Raw genomic sequence first — 20902 nt, 5'->3', positions numbered from 1 at the left:
CATGAGAACTGAAACAGAAATGATGAATCTGATTTTACAAATAGCTGAAAGTTTAAAAGTCGATGCTGTTGCTTTATCGGGTTCTAGAACAAATGATCATGCTCCGAAAGATGAATTTCAAGACTATGACGTGGTCTATGTCGTGGATGATTTAGATAATTTGACGAGTGACCTTTCCTGGCTAGACCAGTTTGGCAAACGCATTATTGAGCAAGAGGTTGCTCTTGACCATCGTCGTCTAAATCTTATGCTTTTTGAAGACGGCAACCGTATCGATTTGACTCTTTGCCCAAAAGAGCACATCAAAGAGTGGGTGGATAGTGAGGCAGGATTCACTGTTTTAGAAGATCCAGAACATTTATTTGAACCCTATTCTCAAAATCTAGAGCGTTACTGGACAAGCCCAGCTACTGAAACGAATTTTGTAAAATCCTGCAATGAATTTTGGTGGGTGTCAGCCTACGTGGTCAAAGGGATATGCCGTAAGCAAGTCATACATGCGACTGACCACCTCTACGGTATTTGTCAGCAAGAACTCTTGAAAATCTTAGCTTGGCAGGTAGCAAGTGATAGAGGTGTTGTCGACATTGGTAAAAATTACAAGTATCTCTTCAACTACTTGCCAATTGAGAAGGAGAAGGAATTCTCTGCTCTTCTTGATTTCTCAAGTTTAGACAAAATCACTCAGTCTTTATTTGCTACCATGCAACTTTTCCATCAAGAAGCTCAAAGTCTTGCTCAAAAGATGGGATTTAAGTATGGAAAAGAAGTGGCTGAGAAGATGATTCAGTATGCTGAGGAGAGACTCGAAAAAAATGAAACATTTACAAAATAATAAGATAACAAAATTTTTACTGATTAGTTTTCTCATTTCTTGGGGATTTGGTTGGGGATTGCTCGCTTTTCTGACGCAAATGAACCTCTTAAGTCTAACAAGTCCACTAGGAGTTTTTCTCCATTTACTAGGAGGTTTCGGTCCTACCATTGCAGCAATTTCTTGTTTGCCTCAAAAATCCATTAAAAGCATAGTCTCTTTTATCTTAGGGGACTCAAAGAAATATATTTTGTTATTTCTTTTACTAATTTTCGTGCAAACAGGTGTCATTGCTTTCTCATCTAAGGAGCTTAATCCGGCTTTTCCACTAGGAAATTTGTTTGTTGTTTTTTTGAGTGCAGTCTGTGTTTATGGTGGCGAAGAAGAATTGGGATGGCGAGGCATCTTGCAACCAACTTTGGAAACTAGATTCTCCTTTTGGATTTCCGGTTTGATAACAGGTTGTATTTGGGCAATATGGCATATACCTTTATGGTTTGTGATTGGAAGTTCCCAAAGTGGTATGCCTTTTATATTATTCAGTCTATTTGCAATTTATCTCAGTATTCTTCTAGCAGCTGTTTTCAAAAAGACTAAGTCGGTCCTTTTTTGCGCCATTTTTCACGGCCTAATTAATACCCTACTTAGCTTATTTGTTATTAAAATTAATCTTTTATTCATTCTAGGATTAGTAGGATTGCTCTTCTTTTCTTACTACCTACAAAGAAACAGTTAAATTTATAAAATATAGATTTACTTTACAATAAAACACTAAAAAGAGAATTATTATGTCTAACATTCAAAACATGTCCCTTGAGGACATCATGGGAGAGCGCTTTGGTCGCTACTCCAAGTATATTATTCAAGACCGGGCTTTGCCAGACATTCGTGATGGTTTGAAGCCGGTTCAGCGTCGTATCCTTTATTCTATGAATAAGGATGGCAATACCTTTGACAAGAGCTACCGCAAGTCAGCCAAGTCTGTCGGTAACATCATGGGGAATTTCCATCCACACGGGGATTCTTCCATCTATGATGCCATGGTTCGTATGTCTCAGGACTGGAAAAATCGTGAGATTCTAGTTGAAATGCACGGTAATAACGGTTCCATGGACGGAGATCCGCCTGCGGCCATGCGTTATACCGAGGCACGTTTGTCTGAAATTGCAGGCTACCTTCTTCAAGATATCGAGAAAAAGACAGTTCCTTTTGCTTGGAACTTTGACGATACCGAGAAAGAGCCAACTGTCTTGCCAGCAGCCTTTCCCAACCTCTTGGTCAATGGTTCGACTGGGATTTCGGCTGGATACGCTACAGACATTCCACCGCATAATTTGGCTGAGGTTATCGATGCGGCGGTTTACATGATTGACCACCCAACAGCCAAGGTGGACAAACTCATGGAATTCTTGCCTGGACCAGACTTCCCGACTGGAGGGATTATCCAGGGTCGTGATGAAATCAAGAAGGCCTATGAAACTGGGAAAGGGCGCGTGGTTGTTCGTTCCAAGACTGAGATTGAAAAGCTAAAAGGTGGTAAGGAACAAATCGTTATTACTGAGATTCCTTATGAAATCAACAAGGCTAATCTAGTCAAGAAAATCGATGATGTTCGTGTCAATAACAAGGTAGCTGGTATTGCTGAGGTTCGCGACGAGTCTGACCGTGATGGTCTACGTATTGCTATTGAGCTAAAAAAAGATGCCAATACAGAGCTTGTCCTCAACTATCTCTTTAAGTACACAGATCTGCAAATCAACTATAACTTTAACATGGTGGCGATTGACAATTTCACGCCTCGTCAGGTTGGGATCGTTCCAATCTTGTCTAGCTATATTGCCCACCGTCGTGAAGTGATTTTGGCGCGTTCACGCTTTGACAAGGAAAAGGCTGAGAAACGTCTCCATATCGTCGAAGGTTTGATTCGCGTGATTTCGATTTTGGATGAAGTCATTGCCCTTATCCGTGCTTCTGAGAATAAGGCGGATGCCAAGGAAAATCTCAAAGTTAGCTATGATTTTACAGAGGAGCAGGCTGAGGCCATCGTTACCTTGCAATTGTATCGTTTGACCAATACCGATGTGGTTGTCTTACAGGAAGAAGAAGCAGAACTTCGTGAAAAGATTGCCATGCTGGCGGCTATTATCGGGGATGAACGGACCATGTACAATCTTATGAAGAAAGAACTTCGTGAGGTTAAGAAGAAATTTGCGACTCCGCGTTTGAGTAGCTTAGAAGACACTGCGAAAGTCATCGAGATTGATACAGCTAGTCTGATCGCCGAGGAAGATACCTACGTCAGCGTGACCAAGGCAGGTTACATCAAGCGTACCAGCCCACGTTCCTTTGCGGCTTCCACTCTGGAAGAAATTGGCAAACGTGATGACGACCGTTTGATTTTTGTACAAGCTGCTAAGACAACCCAGCATCTCTTGATGTTCACGACGCTTGGAAATGTCATTTATCGACCAATCCATGAATTGGCAGACATTCGTTGGAAGGATATCGGTGAGCATCTGAGCCAAACCATTACAAACTTTGAAACTAACGAAGAAATCCTTTATGTGGAAGTCGTGGATCAGTTTGATGATGCGACAACCTACTTTGCGGCGACTCGTTTCGGTCAAATCAAGCGTGTAGAACGCAAAGAATTCTCTCCATGGCGGACCTATAAATCTAAGTCTGTCAAGTATGCTAAGCTCAAAGACGAGACAGACCAGATTGTAGCAGTGGCTCCGATTAAACTGGATGATGTTCTCTTGATTAGCCAAAATGGTTATGCCCTTCGTTTCAATATCGAAGAGGTACCAGTTGTCGGTGCTAAGGCTGCAGGTGTCAAAGCTATGAACCTGAAAGCAGATGATGTCCTCCAATCTGCCTTTATCTGTAACACCTCATCCTTCTACCTCTTGACTCAGCGTGGAAGTTTGAAACGTGTTTCTATTGACGAAATTCCGGCAACTAGCCGTGCAAAACGTGGGTCACAAGTCTTGCGTGAGCTAAAAAATAAACCGCATCGTGTCTTCTTAGCAGGAGCGGTTGCAGAACAAGGCTTCGTTGGTGACCTCTTTAGTACAGAAGTGGATGGGAACGATCAAACTCTGATTGTTCAATCTAACAAAGGTACAATCTATGAAAGTCGACTACAAGACTTGAACCTGTCAGAACGCACTAGCAACGGAAGCTTTATATCAGACACCATTTCTGATGAAGAAGTTTTTGACGCTTATCTTAAAGAAGTATTTACAGAAGCCAAATAAGTGAAATGAAGAATCAGTTCTCAGAGCTGGTTCTTTTTATTGAAGAAATTTTCTGAAAATTACAAAATATACTTGCTATTTTATAAAAATAGTGTAGAATAAAAGAAATAGGTTTTTAGAATAAGGAGTGGAATATGACAGTAACGATTGATTGGGAGAACCTTGGTTTCTCCTATATGAAATTACCTTATCGCTATATTGCTCATTTTAAAAATGGACAATGGGATCAAGGAGAGCTCACAGAGGATGCAACTTTGCATATTTCAGAGTCTTCTCCAAGTCTTCACTATGGTCAACAAGCCTTTGAAGGTTTGAAAGCTTACCGTACTAAGGATGGTAGTGTTCAACTTTTCCGTCCTGACGAAAATGCTAAACGTCTCCAACGTACTTGTGATCGTCTCTTGATGCCACAAGTTCCGACAGACATGTTTGTAGAAGCTTGTAAGGCAGTTGTCCGCGCCAATGAAGAATACGTACCACCATATGGAACAGGTGGAACCCTTTATCTTCGTCCACTTTTGATTGGTGTTGGAGATATTATCGGGGTTAAACCAGCAGAGGAATACATTTTCACCATCTTTGCTATGCCAGTTGGAAATTACTTTAAGGGTGGTTTGGTTCCAACCAACTTCTTGATTCAGGATGAATACGACCGTGCGGCTCCAAATGGTACAGGTGCGGCTAAGGTTGGTGGGAACTATGCTGCAAGTCTCTTGCCAGGGAAATTGGCCAAGTCACGCCACTTCTCAGATGTTATCTATCTAGACCCATCAACTCATACAAAGATTGAAGAAGTCGGTTCAGCTAACTTCTTTGGAATTACAGCTGATAATGAATTTGTAACACCATTGAGTCCATCTATCTTGCCATCTATTACTAAGTATTCTTTGCTTTATTTGGCAGAACACCGCTTGGGCTTGACTCCTATTGAGGGGGATGTCCCAATTGATAACCTTGACCGTTTTGTAGAGGCAGGTGCCTGTGGTACAGCAGCGGTTATTTCTCCAATTGGAGGTATTCAACACGGTGATGATTTCCATGTATTCTATAGTGAAACAGAAGTAGGCCCTGTGACTCGTAAATTATATGATGAATTGACAGGAATTCAGTTTGGTGATATTGAAGCGCCAGAAAGTTGGATTGTAAAAGTAGATTAAAATAAACTAAAGGAGATTTTTTATGAAATCGAAAAAGTGGCTCTTAACAGCAGGAGTGGTCCTGAGCACAACAGCTCTATTAGCGGCTTGTGGAAAAGCTGATAAAGAAGCAGATGCACCGACAACATTTTCATATGTCTATGCAGTAGATCCAGCATCTTTGGACTATAGTATAGCGACTCGTACATCTACAACAGATGTCATCGGGAACGTGGTGGATGGTCTGATGGAAAACGACCAGTACGGAAATGTTATCCCTTCCTTGGCTGAAGATTGGTCTGTGTCTAAAGATGGTTTGACTTATACCTATAAACTTCGTAAAGGAGTTAAATGGTACACATCAGAAGGCGAAGAATATGCAGAAGTAACAGCCCATGACTTTGTAACAGGATTAAAACACGTAGCTGACGGTAAGTCAGACGGTGTCTCTCTCATCCAAAATTCAATTAAGGGCTTGGATGCCTACATGACTGGTGAGACCAATGATTTCTCTACAGTTGGTGTTAAGGCCTTGGACGATTATACAGTTGAATATACCCTAAACAAACCAGAAAGTTTCTGGAACTCTAAAGTTACAACAGCGACAATGTTGCCTGTAAATGAAGAGTTTTTGAAGGCATCAGGTAAAGATTATGGAGCAGTTACTCCAGCAGGGATTCTTTACAATGGTCCTTATATCTTGAAGACCTTGACGTCTAAATCGTTAATTGAATACGAGAAAAACCCAAATTACTGGGATAAAGAAAAGGTAAAGATCGAAAAGATTAAATTGACTTACTACGATGGTTCTGATCAGGAATCGTTGATTCGTAGCTTCTCTTCTGGTGCCTATACGACAGCCCGTCTCTTCCCAAGTAGCTCAAACTTTGCTTCTACTTTGGAACAATACGGAGATAAAATCACTTATAGCCCACAGGACTCAAGTAGTTATTACTTCACCTTTAACGTAAATCGTCAGTCATATAATAAAACTGCGAAAACAAGTGAAGAACAAAAGACTTCTACAAAAGAAGCTATGCTTAATAAGGACTTCCGTCAGGCTATCAACTTTGCCTTCAACCGCCATTCTTATGCTGCCCAGCTAAATGGTGAAGACGGTGCGGACAAGATTATTCGTAACAGTCTCGTTCCAGATAACTTTGTGCAAGCAGGTGGTAAAAACTTTGGTCAAATCGCTCAAGCAGAGTTGGTGAACTATGGTGACCAATGGAAAGGTGTTGAGCTAGTTGACGGTAAGGATTCTATCTACAACCCTGACAAGGCTAAAGTTGCGTTCGAAAAAGCTAAGAAAGACTTGGAATCTAAAGGGGTAACTTTCCCAATTCACTTGGATGTCCCAGTTGAACAAACAGATACCATCGCCGTTCAACAAAGCAACTCTTTCAAACAGTCTATCGAATCAACTCTTGGTGCTGAAAATGTTGTCATCGACGTTCTTCAAATGACAGATAATGAAAAGGAAACAATCACTTCTCAAGCGCGTGTTCCTTCTCAAAGAGACTATGATTTGAACAGTACAGGATGGGCTCCAAGCTATCAAGACCCAGCATCTTACTTGAATATCATGGATCCTAAATCAGGTTCTGCTATGAAACACCTTGGTATTACTAAAGGGAAAGATAAGGATGTTGTAGCTAAACTTGGTTTGGACCAATATAAGAAATTATTGGATGATGCCGATTCAGAAACTACGAATCTTGAAGAGCGCTATGAAAAATATGCTAAGGCTCAAGCTTGGTTGACAGATAGTTCATTATTGATGCCGACAGCCTCATCTGGTGGTTCTCCAGTTGTAAGTAATGTAGTGCCATTCTCAAAACCATACTCACAAGTTGGTATTAAGGGTGACCCATATATCTTTAAAGGAATGAAATTGCAAAAAGATATCGTTACGACAAAAGAATATGAAGAAGCACTGAAAAAATGGCAAAAAGAAAAATTGGAATCAAATGGTAAGTACCAAAAAGAACTAGAAAAACACATTAAATAAAGCGGAGAACTCTATATCAGACAAGCCTGATGTAGAGTTTTTTCTTGCTAGTTTTAGGATTTTCTTGTAAAATAGAAAAAGTGAAGAGAGGTATGAAATGAGTAAGAAAGATAAAAAAATTGAAATTCAAGTAGCAGATGCCAAGGTTAATGTAGGAAAAGACAGTTTTGAAGGTTATACCTTGACCATTGGTAAAAAAGTTATCGGAGAAATTGCCGAATTAGATGGACAATTTGCCATCATAAAGAATGGGAATGTCGATAGTTTTTATAAAAAATTGGAAAAAGCTGTGGAAATTTTGATTGAAAATTATAATTTAGCAAAATAAGTCTTGTTTTTTTGAAATTTTCATGATATAATAGTCAATGTTGATTGTAGGAGAGATAGCGAAGAGGCTAAACGCGGCGGACTGTAAATCCGCTCCTTCGGGTTCGGGGGTTCGAATCCCTCTCTCTCCATTTTATCAATGGGGTATAGCCAAGCGGTAAGGCAAGGGACTTTGACTCCCTCATGCGTTGGTTCGAATCCAGCTACCCCAGTTCTTAGGTAATGATCAAGATAAAAAGCAAAATATCTTAGGGTATTTTATTTTTATAATTGAAAGACGTGAACGATATGAACATGTCCTTGCGGGTGCTTAGGAAAAAAATTATAAGTATGTCAAGTTTAAGAAAAACTTGATTGTTGGAGGATTTTTTAGATGAACGAATTTGAAGATTTGCTAAATAGCGTTAGCCAAGTTGAGCCTGGTGATGTTGTTAGTGCTGAAGTATTGACAGTTGATGCGACTCAAGCTAACGTTGCAATCTCTGGAACTGGTGTTGAAGGTGTCTTGACTCTTCGCGAATTGACAAACGATCGCGATGCAGATATCAATGACTTTGTTAAAGTAGGAGAAGTATTGGATGTTCTTGTACTTCGTCAAGTAGTTGGTAAAGATACTGATACAGTTACATACCTTGTATCTAAAAAACGCCTTGAAGCTCGCAAAGCATGGGACAAACTTGTTGGTCGCGAAGAAGAAGTTGTTACTGTTAAAGGAACTCGTGCCGTTAAAGGTGGACTTTCAGTAGAATTTGAAGGTGTTCGTGGATTTATCCCAGCTTCAATGTTGGATACTCGTTTTGTACGTAACACTGAGCGTTTTGTAGGTCAAGAATTTGATGCTAAAATCAAAGAAGTTGACGCTAAAGAAAACCGCTTCATCCTTTCACGTCGTGAAGTTGTTGAAGCAGCTACAGCAGCAGCTCGCGCTGAAGTATTCGGTAAATTGGCTGTTGGTGATGTAGTAACTGGTAAAGTTGCACGTATCACAAGTTTCGGTGCTTTCATCGACCTTGGTGGTGTTGACGGATTGGTTCACTTGACTGAATTGTCACATGAACGTAACGTATCACCAAAATCAGTTGTAACTGTTGGTGAAGAAATTGAAGTGAAAATCCTTGATCTTAACGAAGAAGAAGGACGCGTATCACTTTCACTTAAAGCAACAACACCTGGACCATGGGATGGCGTTGAGCAAAAATTGGCTAAAGGTGATGTAGTAGAAGGAACAGTTAAACGTTTGACTGACTTCGGTGCATTTGTTGAAGTGTTGCCAGGTATCGATGGACTTGTTCACGTATCACAAATTTCACACAAACGTATTGAAAATCCAAAAGAAGCTCTTAAAGTTGGTCAAGAAGTTAAAGTTAAAGTTCTTGAAGTTAACGCAGATGCAGAGCGCGTATCACTTTCTATCAAAGCTCTTGAAGAGCGTCCAGCTCAAGAAGAAGGACAAAAAGAAGAAAAACGTGCTGCTCGTCCACGTCGTCCAAAACGTCAAGAAAAACGTGATTTCGAACTTCCAGAAACACAAACAGGATTCTCAATGGCTGACTTGTTCGGTGATATCGAACTTTAATCAAATTGAAAATTCACAAAATCCTTTGTTTACTAAACAAGGGATTTTTCTTTTGTCTGTAAGCCTTTTTTGATATAATAGTCCTATGTTAGAATCAAAAAAAAAATCACGTTATCAAATGTTGAATGAGGGTCTCTCTTTTTTATTGGATGGTGAAACCAATGTTTTGGCTAATCTTTCCAACGCCAGTGCTCTTCTAAAATCACGCTTCCCTAATACCGTATTTGCAGGCTTTTATTTGTTCGATGGAAAGGAATTGGTTTTAGGTCCCTTCCAAGGTGGTGTTTCCTGCATCCGTATTGCGCTAGGCAAGGGTGTTTGTGGTGAGGCAGCTCATTTTCAGGAAACCGTTGTTGTTGGAGATGTAACGACTTATCCCAACTATATTTCTTGTGATAGTCGAGCTAAAAGTGAAATTGTTGTTCCGATGGTTAAGAATGGTCAATTACTTGGAGTTCTAGATCTTGATTCTTCAGAGATTGATGATTATGATGCTATGGATCGAGATTATTTGGAACAATTTGTCGCTATTTTGCTTGAAATGACAGAATGGGACTTTACAATGTTTGAGGAGAAAGCCTAATGTATCAAGCACTTTATCGAAAATATAGAAGTCAAAACTTCTCCCAGTTGGTTGGACAGGAAGTTGTGGCTAAGACTCTTAAACAAGCAGTGGAGCAAGAGAAAATAAGTCATGCTTATCTTTTTTCTGGTCCACGGGGAACGGGAAAAACCAGTGTAGCCAAGATTTTTGCCAAGGCTATGAACTGTCCAAATCAAGTGGGTGGTGAACCTTGTAATAACTGCTATATTTGTCAAGCAGTGACAGATGGTAGTTTAGAAGATGTCATTGAAATGGATGCTGCTTCTAATAACGGGGTGGATGAAATCCGTGAAATTCGTGATAAATCTACCTATGCGCCTAGCCTTGCTCGTTATAAGGTTTATATCATAGATGAGGTTCACATGCTGTCTACAGGGGCTTTTAATGCCCTTCTAAAGACGCTGGAAGAGCCAACACAGAATGTGGTCTTTATTTTGGCCACTACTGAATTGCACAAGATTCCTGCCACTATTCTATCCCGTGTGCAACGTTTTGAATTTAAATCGATTAAGACACAGGATATTAAGGAACATATCCGCTATATTTTAGAAAAAGAAAATATCAGTTCTGAACCAGAGGCTGTGGAAATCATTGCCAGACGGGCTGAAGGTGGAATGCGAGATGCCTTGTCTATTTTGGATCAAGCCCTGAGTTTGACACAGGGAAACGAGCTGACGACTGCCATTTCTGAAGAAATTACTGGCACCATTAGTCTATCAGCCTTGGATGATTATGTGGCCGCCTTGTCTCAACAGGATGTTCCAAAGGCCCTAGCATGCTTAAATCTTCTCTTTGACAATGGTAAGAGCATGACTCGTTTTGTGACCGACCTTTTACACTATTTAAGAGATTTGTTAATTGTTCAAACAGGTGGAGAAAATACTCATCATAGTCCAGTCTTTGTAGAAAATTTGGCACTTCCTCAAGAAAATCTGTTTGAAATGATTCGCTTGGCGACAGTCAGTTTAGCAGATATTAAGTCTAGTTTGCAGCCCAAAATTTATGCTGAGATGATGACTATCCGTTTGGCAGAGATTAAGCCTGAACCAGCTCTTTCTGGGACAGTTGAAAGTGAAATTTCTGCACTGAGACAGGAAATTGCCCGTCTCAAACAAGAACTTGCCAATGTGGGAACCGTATCTAAGCCAACAAATCCAGCTCCTAGTCGTCCAACAGCAGGAAAGACAATCTATCGTGTGGATCGCAATAAGGTTCAATCTATCTTACAAGAGGCTGTCGAAAATCCTGATTTAGCACGTCAAAATCTGATTCGTTTGCAGAATGCCTGGGGAGAAGTAATTGAAAGTCTAGGTGGGCCGGACAAGGCTCTTCTAGTCGGATCTCAACCAGTTGCGGCCAATGAACACCATGCTATTCTTGCTTTTGAGTCTAACTTCAATGCTGGTCAAACCATGAAACGAGATAATCTCAACACCATGTTTGGCAATATCCTCAGTCAGGCAGCAGGTTTTTCACCTGAGATTTTAGCCATTTCCATGGAGGAATGGAAAGAAGTTCGCGCAGCCTTTTCAGCCAAAGCAAAATCTTCCCAAACTGAAAAAGAAGCAGAAGAAAGCCTGATTCCAGAAGGATTTGAATTTTTGGCTGATAAAGTGAAGGTAGAGGAAGACTAAAGAAAGATTTCATGATACAATAAGTTTATGAATAGACAACAATTTATTATCATCGCGCTGTTTACAGCTGCTGAGACTTATTTTTTCAATGAAGCTTGGATGACTGGTCGCTATATTATGGCAGTCTTTTGGGCCATTTTGCTCTTTAGAAATTTCCGAGTAAGTTACTTGATGGGCAAGATTGTAGATGTCATTGACCAGCATTTAAAAGGAAAAGACTAGTCCTCAGCTTCTAGACAAAATCAAAGCCTTTTAGGCTTTTTTTTGTTATACTATAAAAGTATATTTATTGACCTTTTACCGTATTTTCTAGGGAAATCAAGTATGTTTCCAGTAAGCACTGTAAAGGCCTTGAAAAAGAAAGGAATTATCATGTCAGTATTAGAGATCAAAGATCTTCACGTTGAGATTGAAGGAAAAGAAATTTTAAAAGGGGTTAACCTGACCCTGAAAATAGGAGAAATCGCCGCTATCATGGGACCAAATGGTACAGGTAAATCGACTCTTTCTGCAGCTATCATGGGAAATCCAAACTATGAAGTTACCAAAGGTGAAGTCTTGTTTGATGGCGTAAACATCCTTGAGTTGGAAGTTGATGAGCGTGCGCGTATGGGACTTTTCCTTGCTATGCAATACCCATCAGAAATTCCTGGAATTACCAATGCTGAGTTTCTTCGTGCAGCTATGAATGCTGGTAAAGAAGACGATGAGAAGATTTCAGTTCGTGAGTTTATCACTAAATTGGATGAGAAGATGGAATTACTCAACATGAAAGAAGAAATGGCTGAGCGTTACCTCAACGAAGGTTTCTCTGGTGGTGAGAAAAAACGCAATGAGATTCTTCAACTTTTGATGTTGGAACCAACTTTTGCCCTTTTGGATGAGATTGACTCTGGTCTTGATATTGATGCCCTTAAAGTTGTTTCTAAAGGTGTGAATGCTATGCGAGGTGAAGGCTTTGGTGCTATGATTATCACTCACTACCAACGTCTTTTGAACTACATCACACCTGATGTGGTACACGTCATGATGGAAGGTCGTGTTGTCCTTTCAGGTGGTCCAGAATTGGCTGCGCGTTTGGAACGTGAAGGATACGCAAAACTAGCTGAAGAACTTGGCTACGACTACAAGGAAGAATTGTAATTCCCTCGTATCTTTTAGGAGAAGTAAATGACTAAAGAAAATATTAAACTTTTTTCAGAAATGCACGCTGAACCAAGCTGGTTGGCTGACCTCCGTCAAAAAGCTTTTGACAAGATTGAGACTTTGGAATTACCAGTTATTGAGCGTGTCAAATTCCACCGTTGGAATCTGGGTGATGGAACGATTACAGAAAGTGAGCCATCAGCAAATGTTCCAGATTTCACAGCTCTAGATAATCACTTGAGGTTGGTACAAGTAGGAACTCAAACTGTTTTTGAGCAAATTCCAGTTGAATTGGCTGAACAGGGTGTCGTCTTTACAGACTTCCACTCAGCTTTAGAAGAAATTCCAGAGCTGATCGAAGAATTCTTCATGTCATCTGTTAAGTATGACGATGACAAGTTGGCAGCCTACCATACAGCTTATTTCAATAGTGGTGCTGTTCTCTATATTCCTGATAACGTTGAGATTAAAGAACCAATCGAAGGAATTTTCTATCAAGACAGCGATAGTGATGTGCCGTTTAACAAGCATATTATGATTATCGCTGGTAAGAACAGTAAGATTAGTTATCTGGAGCGTTTAGAGTCACGTGGTGGAGGTAGTGCTAAGGCAACTGCAAATATCACAGTTGAAGTGATTGCACGTTCTGGTGCGCAAGTCAAGTTTGCTGCGATTGACCGTCTAGGTGAAAACGTCACTGCTTACATTAGCCGTCGTGGTAAATTAGGCAACGATGCAAGCATTGACTGGGCAATCGGTGTCATGAACGAAGGGAACGTCGTTGCGGACTTTGATAGCGACTTGATTGGTAACGGTAGCCATGCTGACCTGAAAGTTGTAGCTCTTTCAAGTGGCCGTCAGGTACAAGGGATTGATACCCGAGTAACTAACTATGGTTGCAACTCAATCGGGAATATCCTTCAACATGGGGTTATTCTTGAAAAAGCAACCTTGACCTTCAATGGTATTGGCCACATTATCAAGGGTGCCAAGGGAGCAGATGCCCAACAAGAAAGTCGTGTTCTCATGCTTTCAGACCAAGCGCGTTCAGATGCTAATCCAATTCTTTTGATTGATGAAAATGACGTAACTGCAGGACATGCGGCTTCTATCGGTCAGGTAGATCCAGAAGACATGTACTACCTCATGAGCCGTGGTTTAGATAAGGCAACTGCAGAACGTTTGGTTGTTCGTGGTTTCCTTGGCTCCGTTATCGTTGAGATTCCAGTCAAGGAAGTTCGTGATGAAATGATTGCGACTATCGAAGAAAAATTGTCAAAACGCTAAGGGGTAGCCTATGTTAGATGTAGAAGTGATTCGCAAGGATTTTCCAATTTTAGACCAGATTGTTAATGATGAACCATTGGTTTATTTGGACAATGCTGCGACGACACAAAAACCACTAGCAGTTCTGGAGACGATTAACCGCTACTATGAGCAGGACAATGCCAATGTTCATCGTGGGGTTCATACCTTGGCGGAGCGGGCTACTGCTTCCTATGAAGCGGCTCGTGAAACCATTCGTAAGTTTATCAATGCAGGGTCTACAAAGGAAGTTCTCTTTACTAGAGGAACGACAACCAGTCTTAACTGGGTAGCGCGTTATGCTGAGGAAGTCTTGACTGAGGGAGACCAGGTTTTGATTTCTGTCATGGAACACCATTCCAACATCATTCCTTGGCAGGAAGCCTGCCGCAAGACTGGGGCAGAGCTTGTCTATGTCTATCTTAAGAATGGAGTTCTGGATATGGATGATTTGCGAGCTAAATTGACTGATAAAGTTAAGTTTGTCTCCCTTGCTCATGCCTCAAATGTCCTGGGGGTGGTCAATCCAATCAAAGAAATCACTCAATTGGCCCATCAAGTTGGTGCCATCATGGTGGTGGATGGTGCTCAATCTACTCCTCATATGAAGATTGATGTCCAGGACTTGGATGTGGACTTCTTTGCCTTTTCAGGTCACAAGATGGCGGGTCCAACTGGTATCGGTGTTCTTTACGGTAAAGAAAAGTATCTGGAACAAATGTCACCTCTTGAATTTGGCGGTGAGATGATTGATTTCGTTTATGAACAATCTGCTAGTTGGAAGGAATTGCCTTGGAAATTTGAGGCTGGAACTCCCAACATGGCAGGTGCTATCGGACTAGCTGCTGCAGTGGACTATCTAGAAAAAATTGGCATGGATTCCATTGAAGCTCACGAACAGGAATTGATTGCATATGTCTTTCCAAAACTGCAGGCTATTGAAGGCTTGACCATTTACGGCTCGCAGGACTTGGCTCAACGTTCAGGTGTTATTGCCTTTAACCTAGGCGATCTCCACCCTCACGACCTTGCGACTGCTTTGGATTATGAAGGAGTGGCTGTTCGTGCAGGTCACCACTGTGCGCAACCCTTGCTTCAGTATTTGGATGTCCCAGCAACAGCTCGCGCAAGTTTTTATATCTACAATACCAAGGCAGATTGTGACAAGCTAGTTGATGCCTTACAAAAGACAAAGGAGTTTTTCAATGGCACTTTCTAAATTAGATAGTCTATATATGGCAGTGGTAGCAGACCATTCGAAAAATCCCCACCATCAGGGTAAATTAGAGGAAGCTGAACAAATTAGCCTCAATAATCCGACCTGTGGGGATGTTATTAATCTCTCTGTCAAATTTGATGCAGAGGATCGTTTAGAAGATATTGCTTTTTTAAATTCAGGTTGCACCATCTCTACAGCATCTGCTAGTATGATGACGGACGCAGTTTTAGGAAAAACCAAAGAAGAAATTTTAGAACTTGCGACCATTTTTTCTGAAATGGTTCAAGGGCAAAAAGATGAACGCCAAGACCAACTAGGCGATGCGGCCTTCTTGTCAGGGGTCGCTAAGTTTCCACAACGAATTAAATGTGCAACCCTAGCCTGGAATGCTCTAAAGAAAACAATTGAAAATCAAAAAAATTAGTAAGACAAGTTTCTTTTGTCTTATGAATCAGTAGAAATGAAGAATGAAAGAAAGGATTTTATGGCTGAAGAAAGAGTAGAACCAAAACCAATTGACCTTGGTGAATATAAATTTGGTTTCCATGATGATGTAGAGCCTGTCCTATCGACAGGAAAAGGATTGAATGAAGATGTCATTCGTGAACTATCAGCTGCAAAGGGAGAACCTGAGTGGATGCTAGAATTCCGTTTGAAGTCTTTTGAAACCTTCAAAAAAATGCCCATGCAAACTTGGGGAGCAGACTTGTCAGAGATTGATTTTGATGACTTGATCTACTACCAAAAACCATCTGATAAACCAGCCCGTTCTTGGGATGATGTTCCTGAAAAGATTAAAGAAACCTTTGAACGTATTGGGATTCCAGAAGCTGAGCGTGCTTATCTAGCTGGTGCCTCTGCCCAGTACGAGTCAGAAGTGGTTTACCACAATATGAAGGAAGAGTTCCAGAAATTGGGGATTATCTTTACAGATACGGATTCTGCCCTCAAGGAATACCCAGACTTGTTTAAACAATACTTTGCTAAGTTGGTACCGCCGACTGATAACAAGTTGGCAGCCCTTAACTCAGCAGTGTGGTCAGGTGGAACCTTTATCTACGTACCAAAAGGGGTCAAGGTAGATATTCCTCTTCAAACTTACTTCCGTATCAACAACGAAAATACTGGTCAGTTTGAACGTACCTTGATTATCGTTGATGAGGGAGCAAGTGTCCATTATGTAGAAGGATGTACAGCGCCAACTTATTCAAGTAACAGCTTGCATGCTGCCATCGTAGAAATCTTTGCCTTAGACGGAGCTTATATGCGTTATACGACTATCCAAAACTGGTCTGATAACGTCTATAACTTGGTAACGAAACGTGCTAAAGCTCAAAAGGATGCCACTGTTGAGTGGATTGATGGAAACTTGGGTGCCAAGACAACCATGAAATACCCATCTGTTTATCTAGATGGAGAAGGGGCGCGTGGTACCATGCTCTCTATCGCTTTTGCCAATGCTGGGCAACACCAGGATACTGGAGCTAAGATGATCCACAACGCTCCACATACAAGCTCGTCTATCGTGTCTAAATCCATCGCTAAAGGTGGAGGAAAGGTTGACTATCGTGGACAAGTAACCTTTAATAAGAACTCTAAGAAATCTGTTTCTCACATCGAGTGTGATACCATTATCATGGATGACTTGTCAGCATCAGATACTATTCCATTTAATGAAATTCACAACTCGCAAGTCGCTTTGGAACATGAAGCTAAGGTATCTAAGATTTCAGAAGAGCAACTCTATTACCTCATGAGCCGTGGATTGTCAGAATCTGAAGCAACTGAGATGATTGTTATGGGATTTGTAGAACCCTTTACAAAAGAACTTCCAATGGAATATGCAGTTGAGCTGAACCGCTTGATTAGCTATGAGATGGAAGGATCAGTTGGGTAAAATTTGTTTTTATATTTACCCATAATCAAGGATTTTGAAGATGAACTTGTAACAAAAAATCGCGGTTTAAAATCGCGATTTTTTATAATTTTTCGTTGATGAAGCGGATAAACTGATTCCACCAAACTTTTAAGAAGAAGGCTTTTTCAACTTTCTTTTCTGCTACCATTTCAAAACTAGGACGTTCTGTGGTGATGTAACCTTGACCAATCAAGTCCTTGTCTTCATAAGTCAAATGTCCAACCACAGTTCCGGCTTCAAGTGGTGCTGGTATTGCCTTAGAATCAGGTGTGAATTGAATAGTTTGGGACGATTGTCCCCCAACACGTTCAATAAGAGCGATATCATCTTTGGCAACGGCAGTGACCGCATCTTCTTTTCCATCTTGTACAGGAGCTTTACTATCTTGGTAGGCATCGCCTTTTTGAACGATTTTACGAAGCGTGAATGTAGAAGAGATATAATCCATTAGTGACGATGTAGCTGTGAAGCGAGCGTAAGGATTATTGTCTTGATGGTCTGCGTTCAAAACAACTGTGATAACCCTCATCCCTTTTTCGACTGTAGTACCAACAAAAGACTCTCCAGCCTTATCTGTTGTTCCTGTCTTAAGGCCATCAAAACCACCGCGATAAGCAGGCATACCTTCTAACATGTAGTTGGTAGAAGTGATTGTCATTCCAGCAAAAGTAGAAGAAGGTTTTTTCGTGATTTCCAAGACTTGTGGGTATTTTTTGATGAGATTGCGAGCAACGATAGCGACATCATAAGCACTGAGCTTGTTTTCATCATCTTTTTTAGATCCTGGGTAAATGTTATCCCCTAAAGTCTCATTGTTAAGACCCGTCGTATTGACAACAGTGGCATCCTGAATGCCCCATTCCAAGAGCTTTGCCCTCATCATATCGACGAAATCTTTTTCTGAGCCAGCAATTTTTTCAGCTAACGCAATAGCTGCACTGTTAGCACTGGATACTAGGGTTGCTTCCAGTAGTTGTTCGACGGTATAATTACGAGCCTCCATAGGAACGTTACTCGCTTCAGAATTTGTCGTTAATTTGTATGGATAATCAGAGATATCTACCGGAGTTGATAGTGTAATACTACCGTTTTCCAAGGCTTCATAGACAAGATAAACAGTAATCAATTTTGTGATCGAAGCAATTTCAACTGGCTGGGTTGCATCTTTCTCATAGAGAATTTTACCGGTATTTGCCTCAACAGCAATTGCATGTTTAGCAGCAATATTAAAATCTTGAGCATCAACAGTAGATGCTGCCCCAATAACGGAAAGGCTTAGGAGAGTTAAAATTATTTTTTTCATAGTAAGTTTATTCTATCATAAAGAAAAAAATATTCCCAGTTTCATGATATAAGAAAGAAGCTTTTTTGAAAGTGTGGTAAAATAGATAAATGGAGGTACCTCATGTTTCGTAAGAATAAATTATTTTTTTGGACCAGTGAGATTTTACTATTAACCATTATCTTTTATTTATGGAGACAGATGGGTGGGATTATGACGCCTTTTGTAAGCGTTGCAAACACTATAATGATTCCCTTTCTTTTAGGTGGTTTTTTATATTATTTGACCAATCCTATTGTAAATTTTTTACAAAAGTATTTCAAAATTAACCGTATCATTGGTATTCTACTAACCTTGTGCGCCTTGGTCTGGGGGCTAGTTATTGGGGTAGTCTATCTCTTACCGATTTTGATTAATCAGTTGACAAGTTTGATAGCAACAAGTCAGACAATCTACAGTCGTCTGCAAGATTTGATTATCGATTTATCCACTTATCCAGCCTTTCAAAATTTAGATATTCAAGCGACTATTCAACAGTTAAATCTCTCCTATGTAGATATTCTACAAAATATTCTAAATAGTGTTACCAATAGTGTTGGAAGTGTCCTATCTGCGCTCTTTAGTACTGTTTTGATTATTATCATGACCCCTGTATTTTTAATTTATTTTTTGTTAGATGGTCACAAATTCTTGCCGATGCTTGAACGTACTGTTTTAAAGCGAGATAAGTTGCATATTACAGGTCTTTTAAAAAATTTGAATGCTACAATCGCTCGATATATTAGTGGAGTTGCCATTGATGCGATTATTATTGGCTGTTTGGCCTTTATCGGATATAGCGTAATCGGTTTGAAATACGCTTTGGTCTTCGCTATCTTTTCAGGATTAGCCAATCTCATTCCTTATGTAGGTCCAAGTATTGGTTTGATTCCGATGATTATCGCCAATGTCTTTACTGATCCCCATAGAATGCTGATTGCAGTTGTTTATATGTTGATTATTCAACAAGTGGATGGAAATATTCTCTACCCTCGTATCGTAGGTGGTGTGATGAAAGTCCATCCAATTACGATTTTAGTATTACTTTTGTTATCAAGTAATATTTATGGTGTCATTGGTATGATTGTTGCAGTACCAACCTATTCTATCTTAAAAGAAATTTCTAAGTTTTTATCACGTTTGTATGAAAATCATAAAATAATGAAAGAACGAGAAAGAGAATTAGCTAAGTAAAAGTCAGGAATTCCTGATTTTTCTTTTTGTTTAGCTAGGTGATAGGAGTAGAAGTGTCGTTTAGAATTAGTTGATTAAGAATAATTCACAAAAACTTTGTAAAACACTTGCAATTTAGCTGAAATTTGATAAAATAGTAAGGAAAGTTAGACTGTATTGCCTACTGTCTATCTATAAAATATATTTTATTGGAGGCTTTTACTCAAATGGCAAAAGAAAAATACGATCGTAGTAAACCACACGTTAACATTGGTACTATCGGACACGTTGACCACGGTAAAACTACCCTAACTGCAGCTATCACAACTGTTTTGGCACGTCGCTTGCCTTCATCAGTTAACCAACCTAAAGACTATGCGTCTATCGATGCTGCTCCAGAAGAACGCGAACGCGGTATCACTATCAACACTGCGCACGTTGAGTACGAAACTGAAAAACGTCACTACGCTCACATCGACGCTCCAGGACACGCGGACTACGTTAAAAACATGATCACTGGTGCCGCTCAAATGGACGGAGCTATCCTTGTAGTAGCTTCAACTGACGGACCAATGCCACAAACTCGTGAGCACATCCTTCTTTCACGTCAGGTTGGTGTTAAACACCTTATCGTCTTCATGAACAAAGTTGACTTGGTTGACGACGAAGAATTGCTTGAATTGGTTGAAATGGAAATCCGTGACCTATTGTCAGAATACGACTTCCCAGGTGACGATCTTCCAGTTATCCAAGGTTCAGCTCTTAAAGCCCTTGAAGGTGACACTAAATACGAAGACATCGTTATGGAATTGATGAACACAGTTGATGAGTACATCCCAGAACCAGAACGTGACACTGACAAACCATTGCTTCTTCCAGTCGAAGACGTATTCTCAATCACTGGACGTGGTACAGTTGCTTCAGGACGTATCGACCGTGGTATCGTTAAAGTCAACGACGAAATCGAAATCGTTGGTATCAAAGAAGAAACTCAAAAAGCAGTTGTTACTGGTGTTGAAATGTTCCGTAAACAACTTGACGAAGGTCTTGCCGGAGATAACGTAGGTGTACTTCTTCGTGGTGTTCAACGTGACGAAATCGAACGTGGACAAGTTATCGCTAAACCAGGTTCAATCAACCCACACACTAAATTCAAAGGTGAAGTTTACATCCTTACTAAAGAAGAAGGTGGACGTCACACTCCATTCTTCAACAACTACCGTCCACAATTCTACTTCCGTACTACTGACGTTACAGGTTCAATCGAACTTCCAGCAGGTACTGAAATGGTAATGCCTGGTGATAACGTGACAATCGACGTTGAGTTGATCCACCCAATCGCCGTAGAACAAGGTACTACATTCTCTATCCGTGAGGGTGGACGTACTGTTGGTTCAGGTATGGTTACAGAAATCGAAGCTTAATTCGATTTAGTTCCCAGAAGAACAATTATTTAAG

18 protein-coding genes and 2 tRNA genes are annotated in these 20902 nt (G+C 40.4%); 19 read left to right on the top strand and 1 reads right to left on the bottom strand.

Annotation, left to right across the window (positions count from 1 at the left end; genetic code table 11):
• Position 1: 1 nt before the first annotated feature.
• The 17 genes from ACLNCP_RS01720 (at position 2) to sufB (ending at position 16929) form a co-directional block, all read left to right on the top strand.
• Entirely contained in the window at positions 2-835 is an 834-nt protein-coding gene (locus ACLNCP_RS01720; RefSeq protein WP_049543062.1) for an aminoglycoside 6-adenylyltransferase, read from the top strand.
• Positions 816-1550: a CPBP family intramembrane glutamic endopeptidase gene (locus ACLNCP_RS01715; protein WP_049543041.1), complete on the top strand. Its 735-nt coding sequence runs from the start codon at positions 816-818 to the stop codon at positions 1548-1550. The genes ACLNCP_RS01720 and ACLNCP_RS01715 overlap by 20 nt, the downstream gene beginning before the upstream one ends.
• A 52-nt stretch (positions 1551-1602) precedes the next feature.
• Positions 1603-4074, top strand: coding sequence for a DNA topoisomerase IV subunit A (gene parC / locus ACLNCP_RS01710; RefSeq protein WP_424843944.1), 2472 nt, complete (start codon positions 1603-1605; stop codon positions 4072-4074).
• Between the two features lie 134 nt (positions 4075-4208).
• The gene (locus ACLNCP_RS01705; protein WP_424843943.1) at positions 4209-5231 is read left to right on the top strand and encodes a branched-chain amino acid aminotransferase; all 1023 of its coding nucleotides are present in this window, start codon (positions 4209-4211) and stop codon (positions 5229-5231) included.
• 22 nt (positions 5232-5253) lie between these two features.
• Complete coding sequence (locus tag ACLNCP_RS01700) at positions 5254-7221, top strand: peptide ABC transporter substrate-binding protein (protein ID WP_424843942.1); 1968 nt, start codon at positions 5254-5256, stop codon at positions 7219-7221.
• Between the two features lie 97 nt (positions 7222-7318).
• Positions 7319-7549, top strand: coding sequence for a DUF2969 domain-containing protein (locus tag ACLNCP_RS01695; protein WP_000037113.1), 231 nt, complete (start codon positions 7319-7321; stop codon positions 7547-7549).
• 49 nt (positions 7550-7598) lie between these two features.
• Positions 7599-7679, top strand: a tRNA-Tyr gene (locus tag ACLNCP_RS01690).
• A 9-nt stretch (positions 7680-7688) separates the two neighbouring features.
• Positions 7689-7760: transfer RNA gene (locus ACLNCP_RS01685), tRNA-Gln, on the top strand.
• A gap of 161 nt (positions 7761-7921) precedes the next feature.
• Positions 7922-9124 (top strand): 30S ribosomal protein S1, encoded by a 1203-nt coding sequence (gene rpsA / locus ACLNCP_RS01680; protein ID WP_049521508.1) that lies wholly within the window; start codon positions 7922-7924, stop codon positions 9122-9124.
• Between the two features lie 85 nt (positions 9125-9209).
• Entirely contained in the window at positions 9210-9707 is a 498-nt protein-coding gene (locus tag ACLNCP_RS01675; protein ID WP_261082730.1) for a GAF domain-containing protein, read from the top strand.
• Entirely contained in the window at positions 9707-11362 is a 1656-nt protein-coding gene (gene dnaX, locus ACLNCP_RS01670) for a DNA polymerase III subunit gamma/tau (protein WP_424843941.1), read from the top strand. Before ACLNCP_RS01675 ends, dnaX begins: the two co-directional genes overlap by 1 nt.
• A gap of 27 nt (positions 11363-11389) precedes the next feature.
• Positions 11390-11584 (top strand): DUF3272 domain-containing protein, encoded by a 195-nt coding sequence (locus ACLNCP_RS01665; RefSeq protein WP_049551575.1) that lies wholly within the window; start codon positions 11390-11392, stop codon positions 11582-11584.
• A 150-nt stretch (positions 11585-11734) separates the two neighbouring features.
• Positions 11735-12505, top strand: coding sequence for a Fe-S cluster assembly ATPase SufC (sufC, locus tag ACLNCP_RS01660; RefSeq protein WP_424843940.1), 771 nt, complete (start codon positions 11735-11737; stop codon positions 12503-12505).
• 27 nt (positions 12506-12532) lie between these two features.
• Positions 12533-13795 (top strand): Fe-S cluster assembly protein SufD, encoded by a 1263-nt coding sequence (sufD, locus tag ACLNCP_RS01655; protein ID WP_033684974.1) that lies wholly within the window; start codon positions 12533-12535, stop codon positions 13793-13795.
• Between the two features lie 10 nt (positions 13796-13805).
• The gene (locus ACLNCP_RS01650; protein WP_261011674.1) at positions 13806-15032 is read left to right on the top strand and encodes a cysteine desulfurase; all 1227 of its coding nucleotides are present in this window, start codon (positions 13806-13808) and stop codon (positions 15030-15032) included.
• Positions 15019-15456, top strand: coding sequence for a Fe-S cluster assembly sulfur transfer protein SufU (gene sufU / locus ACLNCP_RS01645; protein WP_261011676.1), 438 nt, complete (start codon positions 15019-15021; stop codon positions 15454-15456). Before ACLNCP_RS01650 ends, sufU begins: the two co-directional genes overlap by 14 nt.
• 60 nt (positions 15457-15516) lie before the next feature.
• Positions 15517-16929 (top strand): Fe-S cluster assembly protein SufB, encoded by a 1413-nt coding sequence (sufB, locus tag ACLNCP_RS01640; protein WP_261011677.1) that lies wholly within the window; start codon positions 15517-15519, stop codon positions 16927-16929.
• A gap of 82 nt (positions 16930-17011) precedes the next feature.
• Here the strand turns inward: sufB and pbp3 are convergent, their stop codons facing one another.
• On the bottom strand, positions 17012-18253 hold the full coding sequence (gene pbp3, locus ACLNCP_RS01635) for a D-alanyl-D-alanine carboxypeptidase PBP3 (RefSeq protein WP_424843939.1): 1242 nt from the start codon (positions 18251-18253) through the stop codon (positions 17012-17014).
• A gap of 102 nt (positions 18254-18355) precedes the next feature.
• Between pbp3 and ACLNCP_RS01630 the strand changes: the two genes are divergently transcribed.
• Both ACLNCP_RS01630 and tuf read left to right on the top strand, forming a co-directional pair.
• On the top strand, positions 18356-19465 hold the full coding sequence (locus ACLNCP_RS01630) for an AI-2E family transporter (protein WP_084888344.1): 1110 nt from the start codon (positions 18356-18358) through the stop codon (positions 19463-19465).
• Between the two features lie 206 nt (positions 19466-19671).
• Positions 19672-20868, top strand: coding sequence for an elongation factor Tu (tuf, locus tag ACLNCP_RS01625; RefSeq protein WP_001040726.1), 1197 nt, complete (start codon positions 19672-19674; stop codon positions 20866-20868).
• The last annotated feature ends 34 nt before the right edge of the window (positions 20869-20902 follow it).

Origin of the sequence: Streptococcus sp. CL6.35 (assembly GCF_049737915.1) — a bacterium.
Taxonomy (GTDB): Bacteria; Bacillota; Bacilli; order Lactobacillales; family Streptococcaceae; genus Streptococcus.
This window is presented reverse-complemented; position numbering and strand designations above follow the sequence as displayed.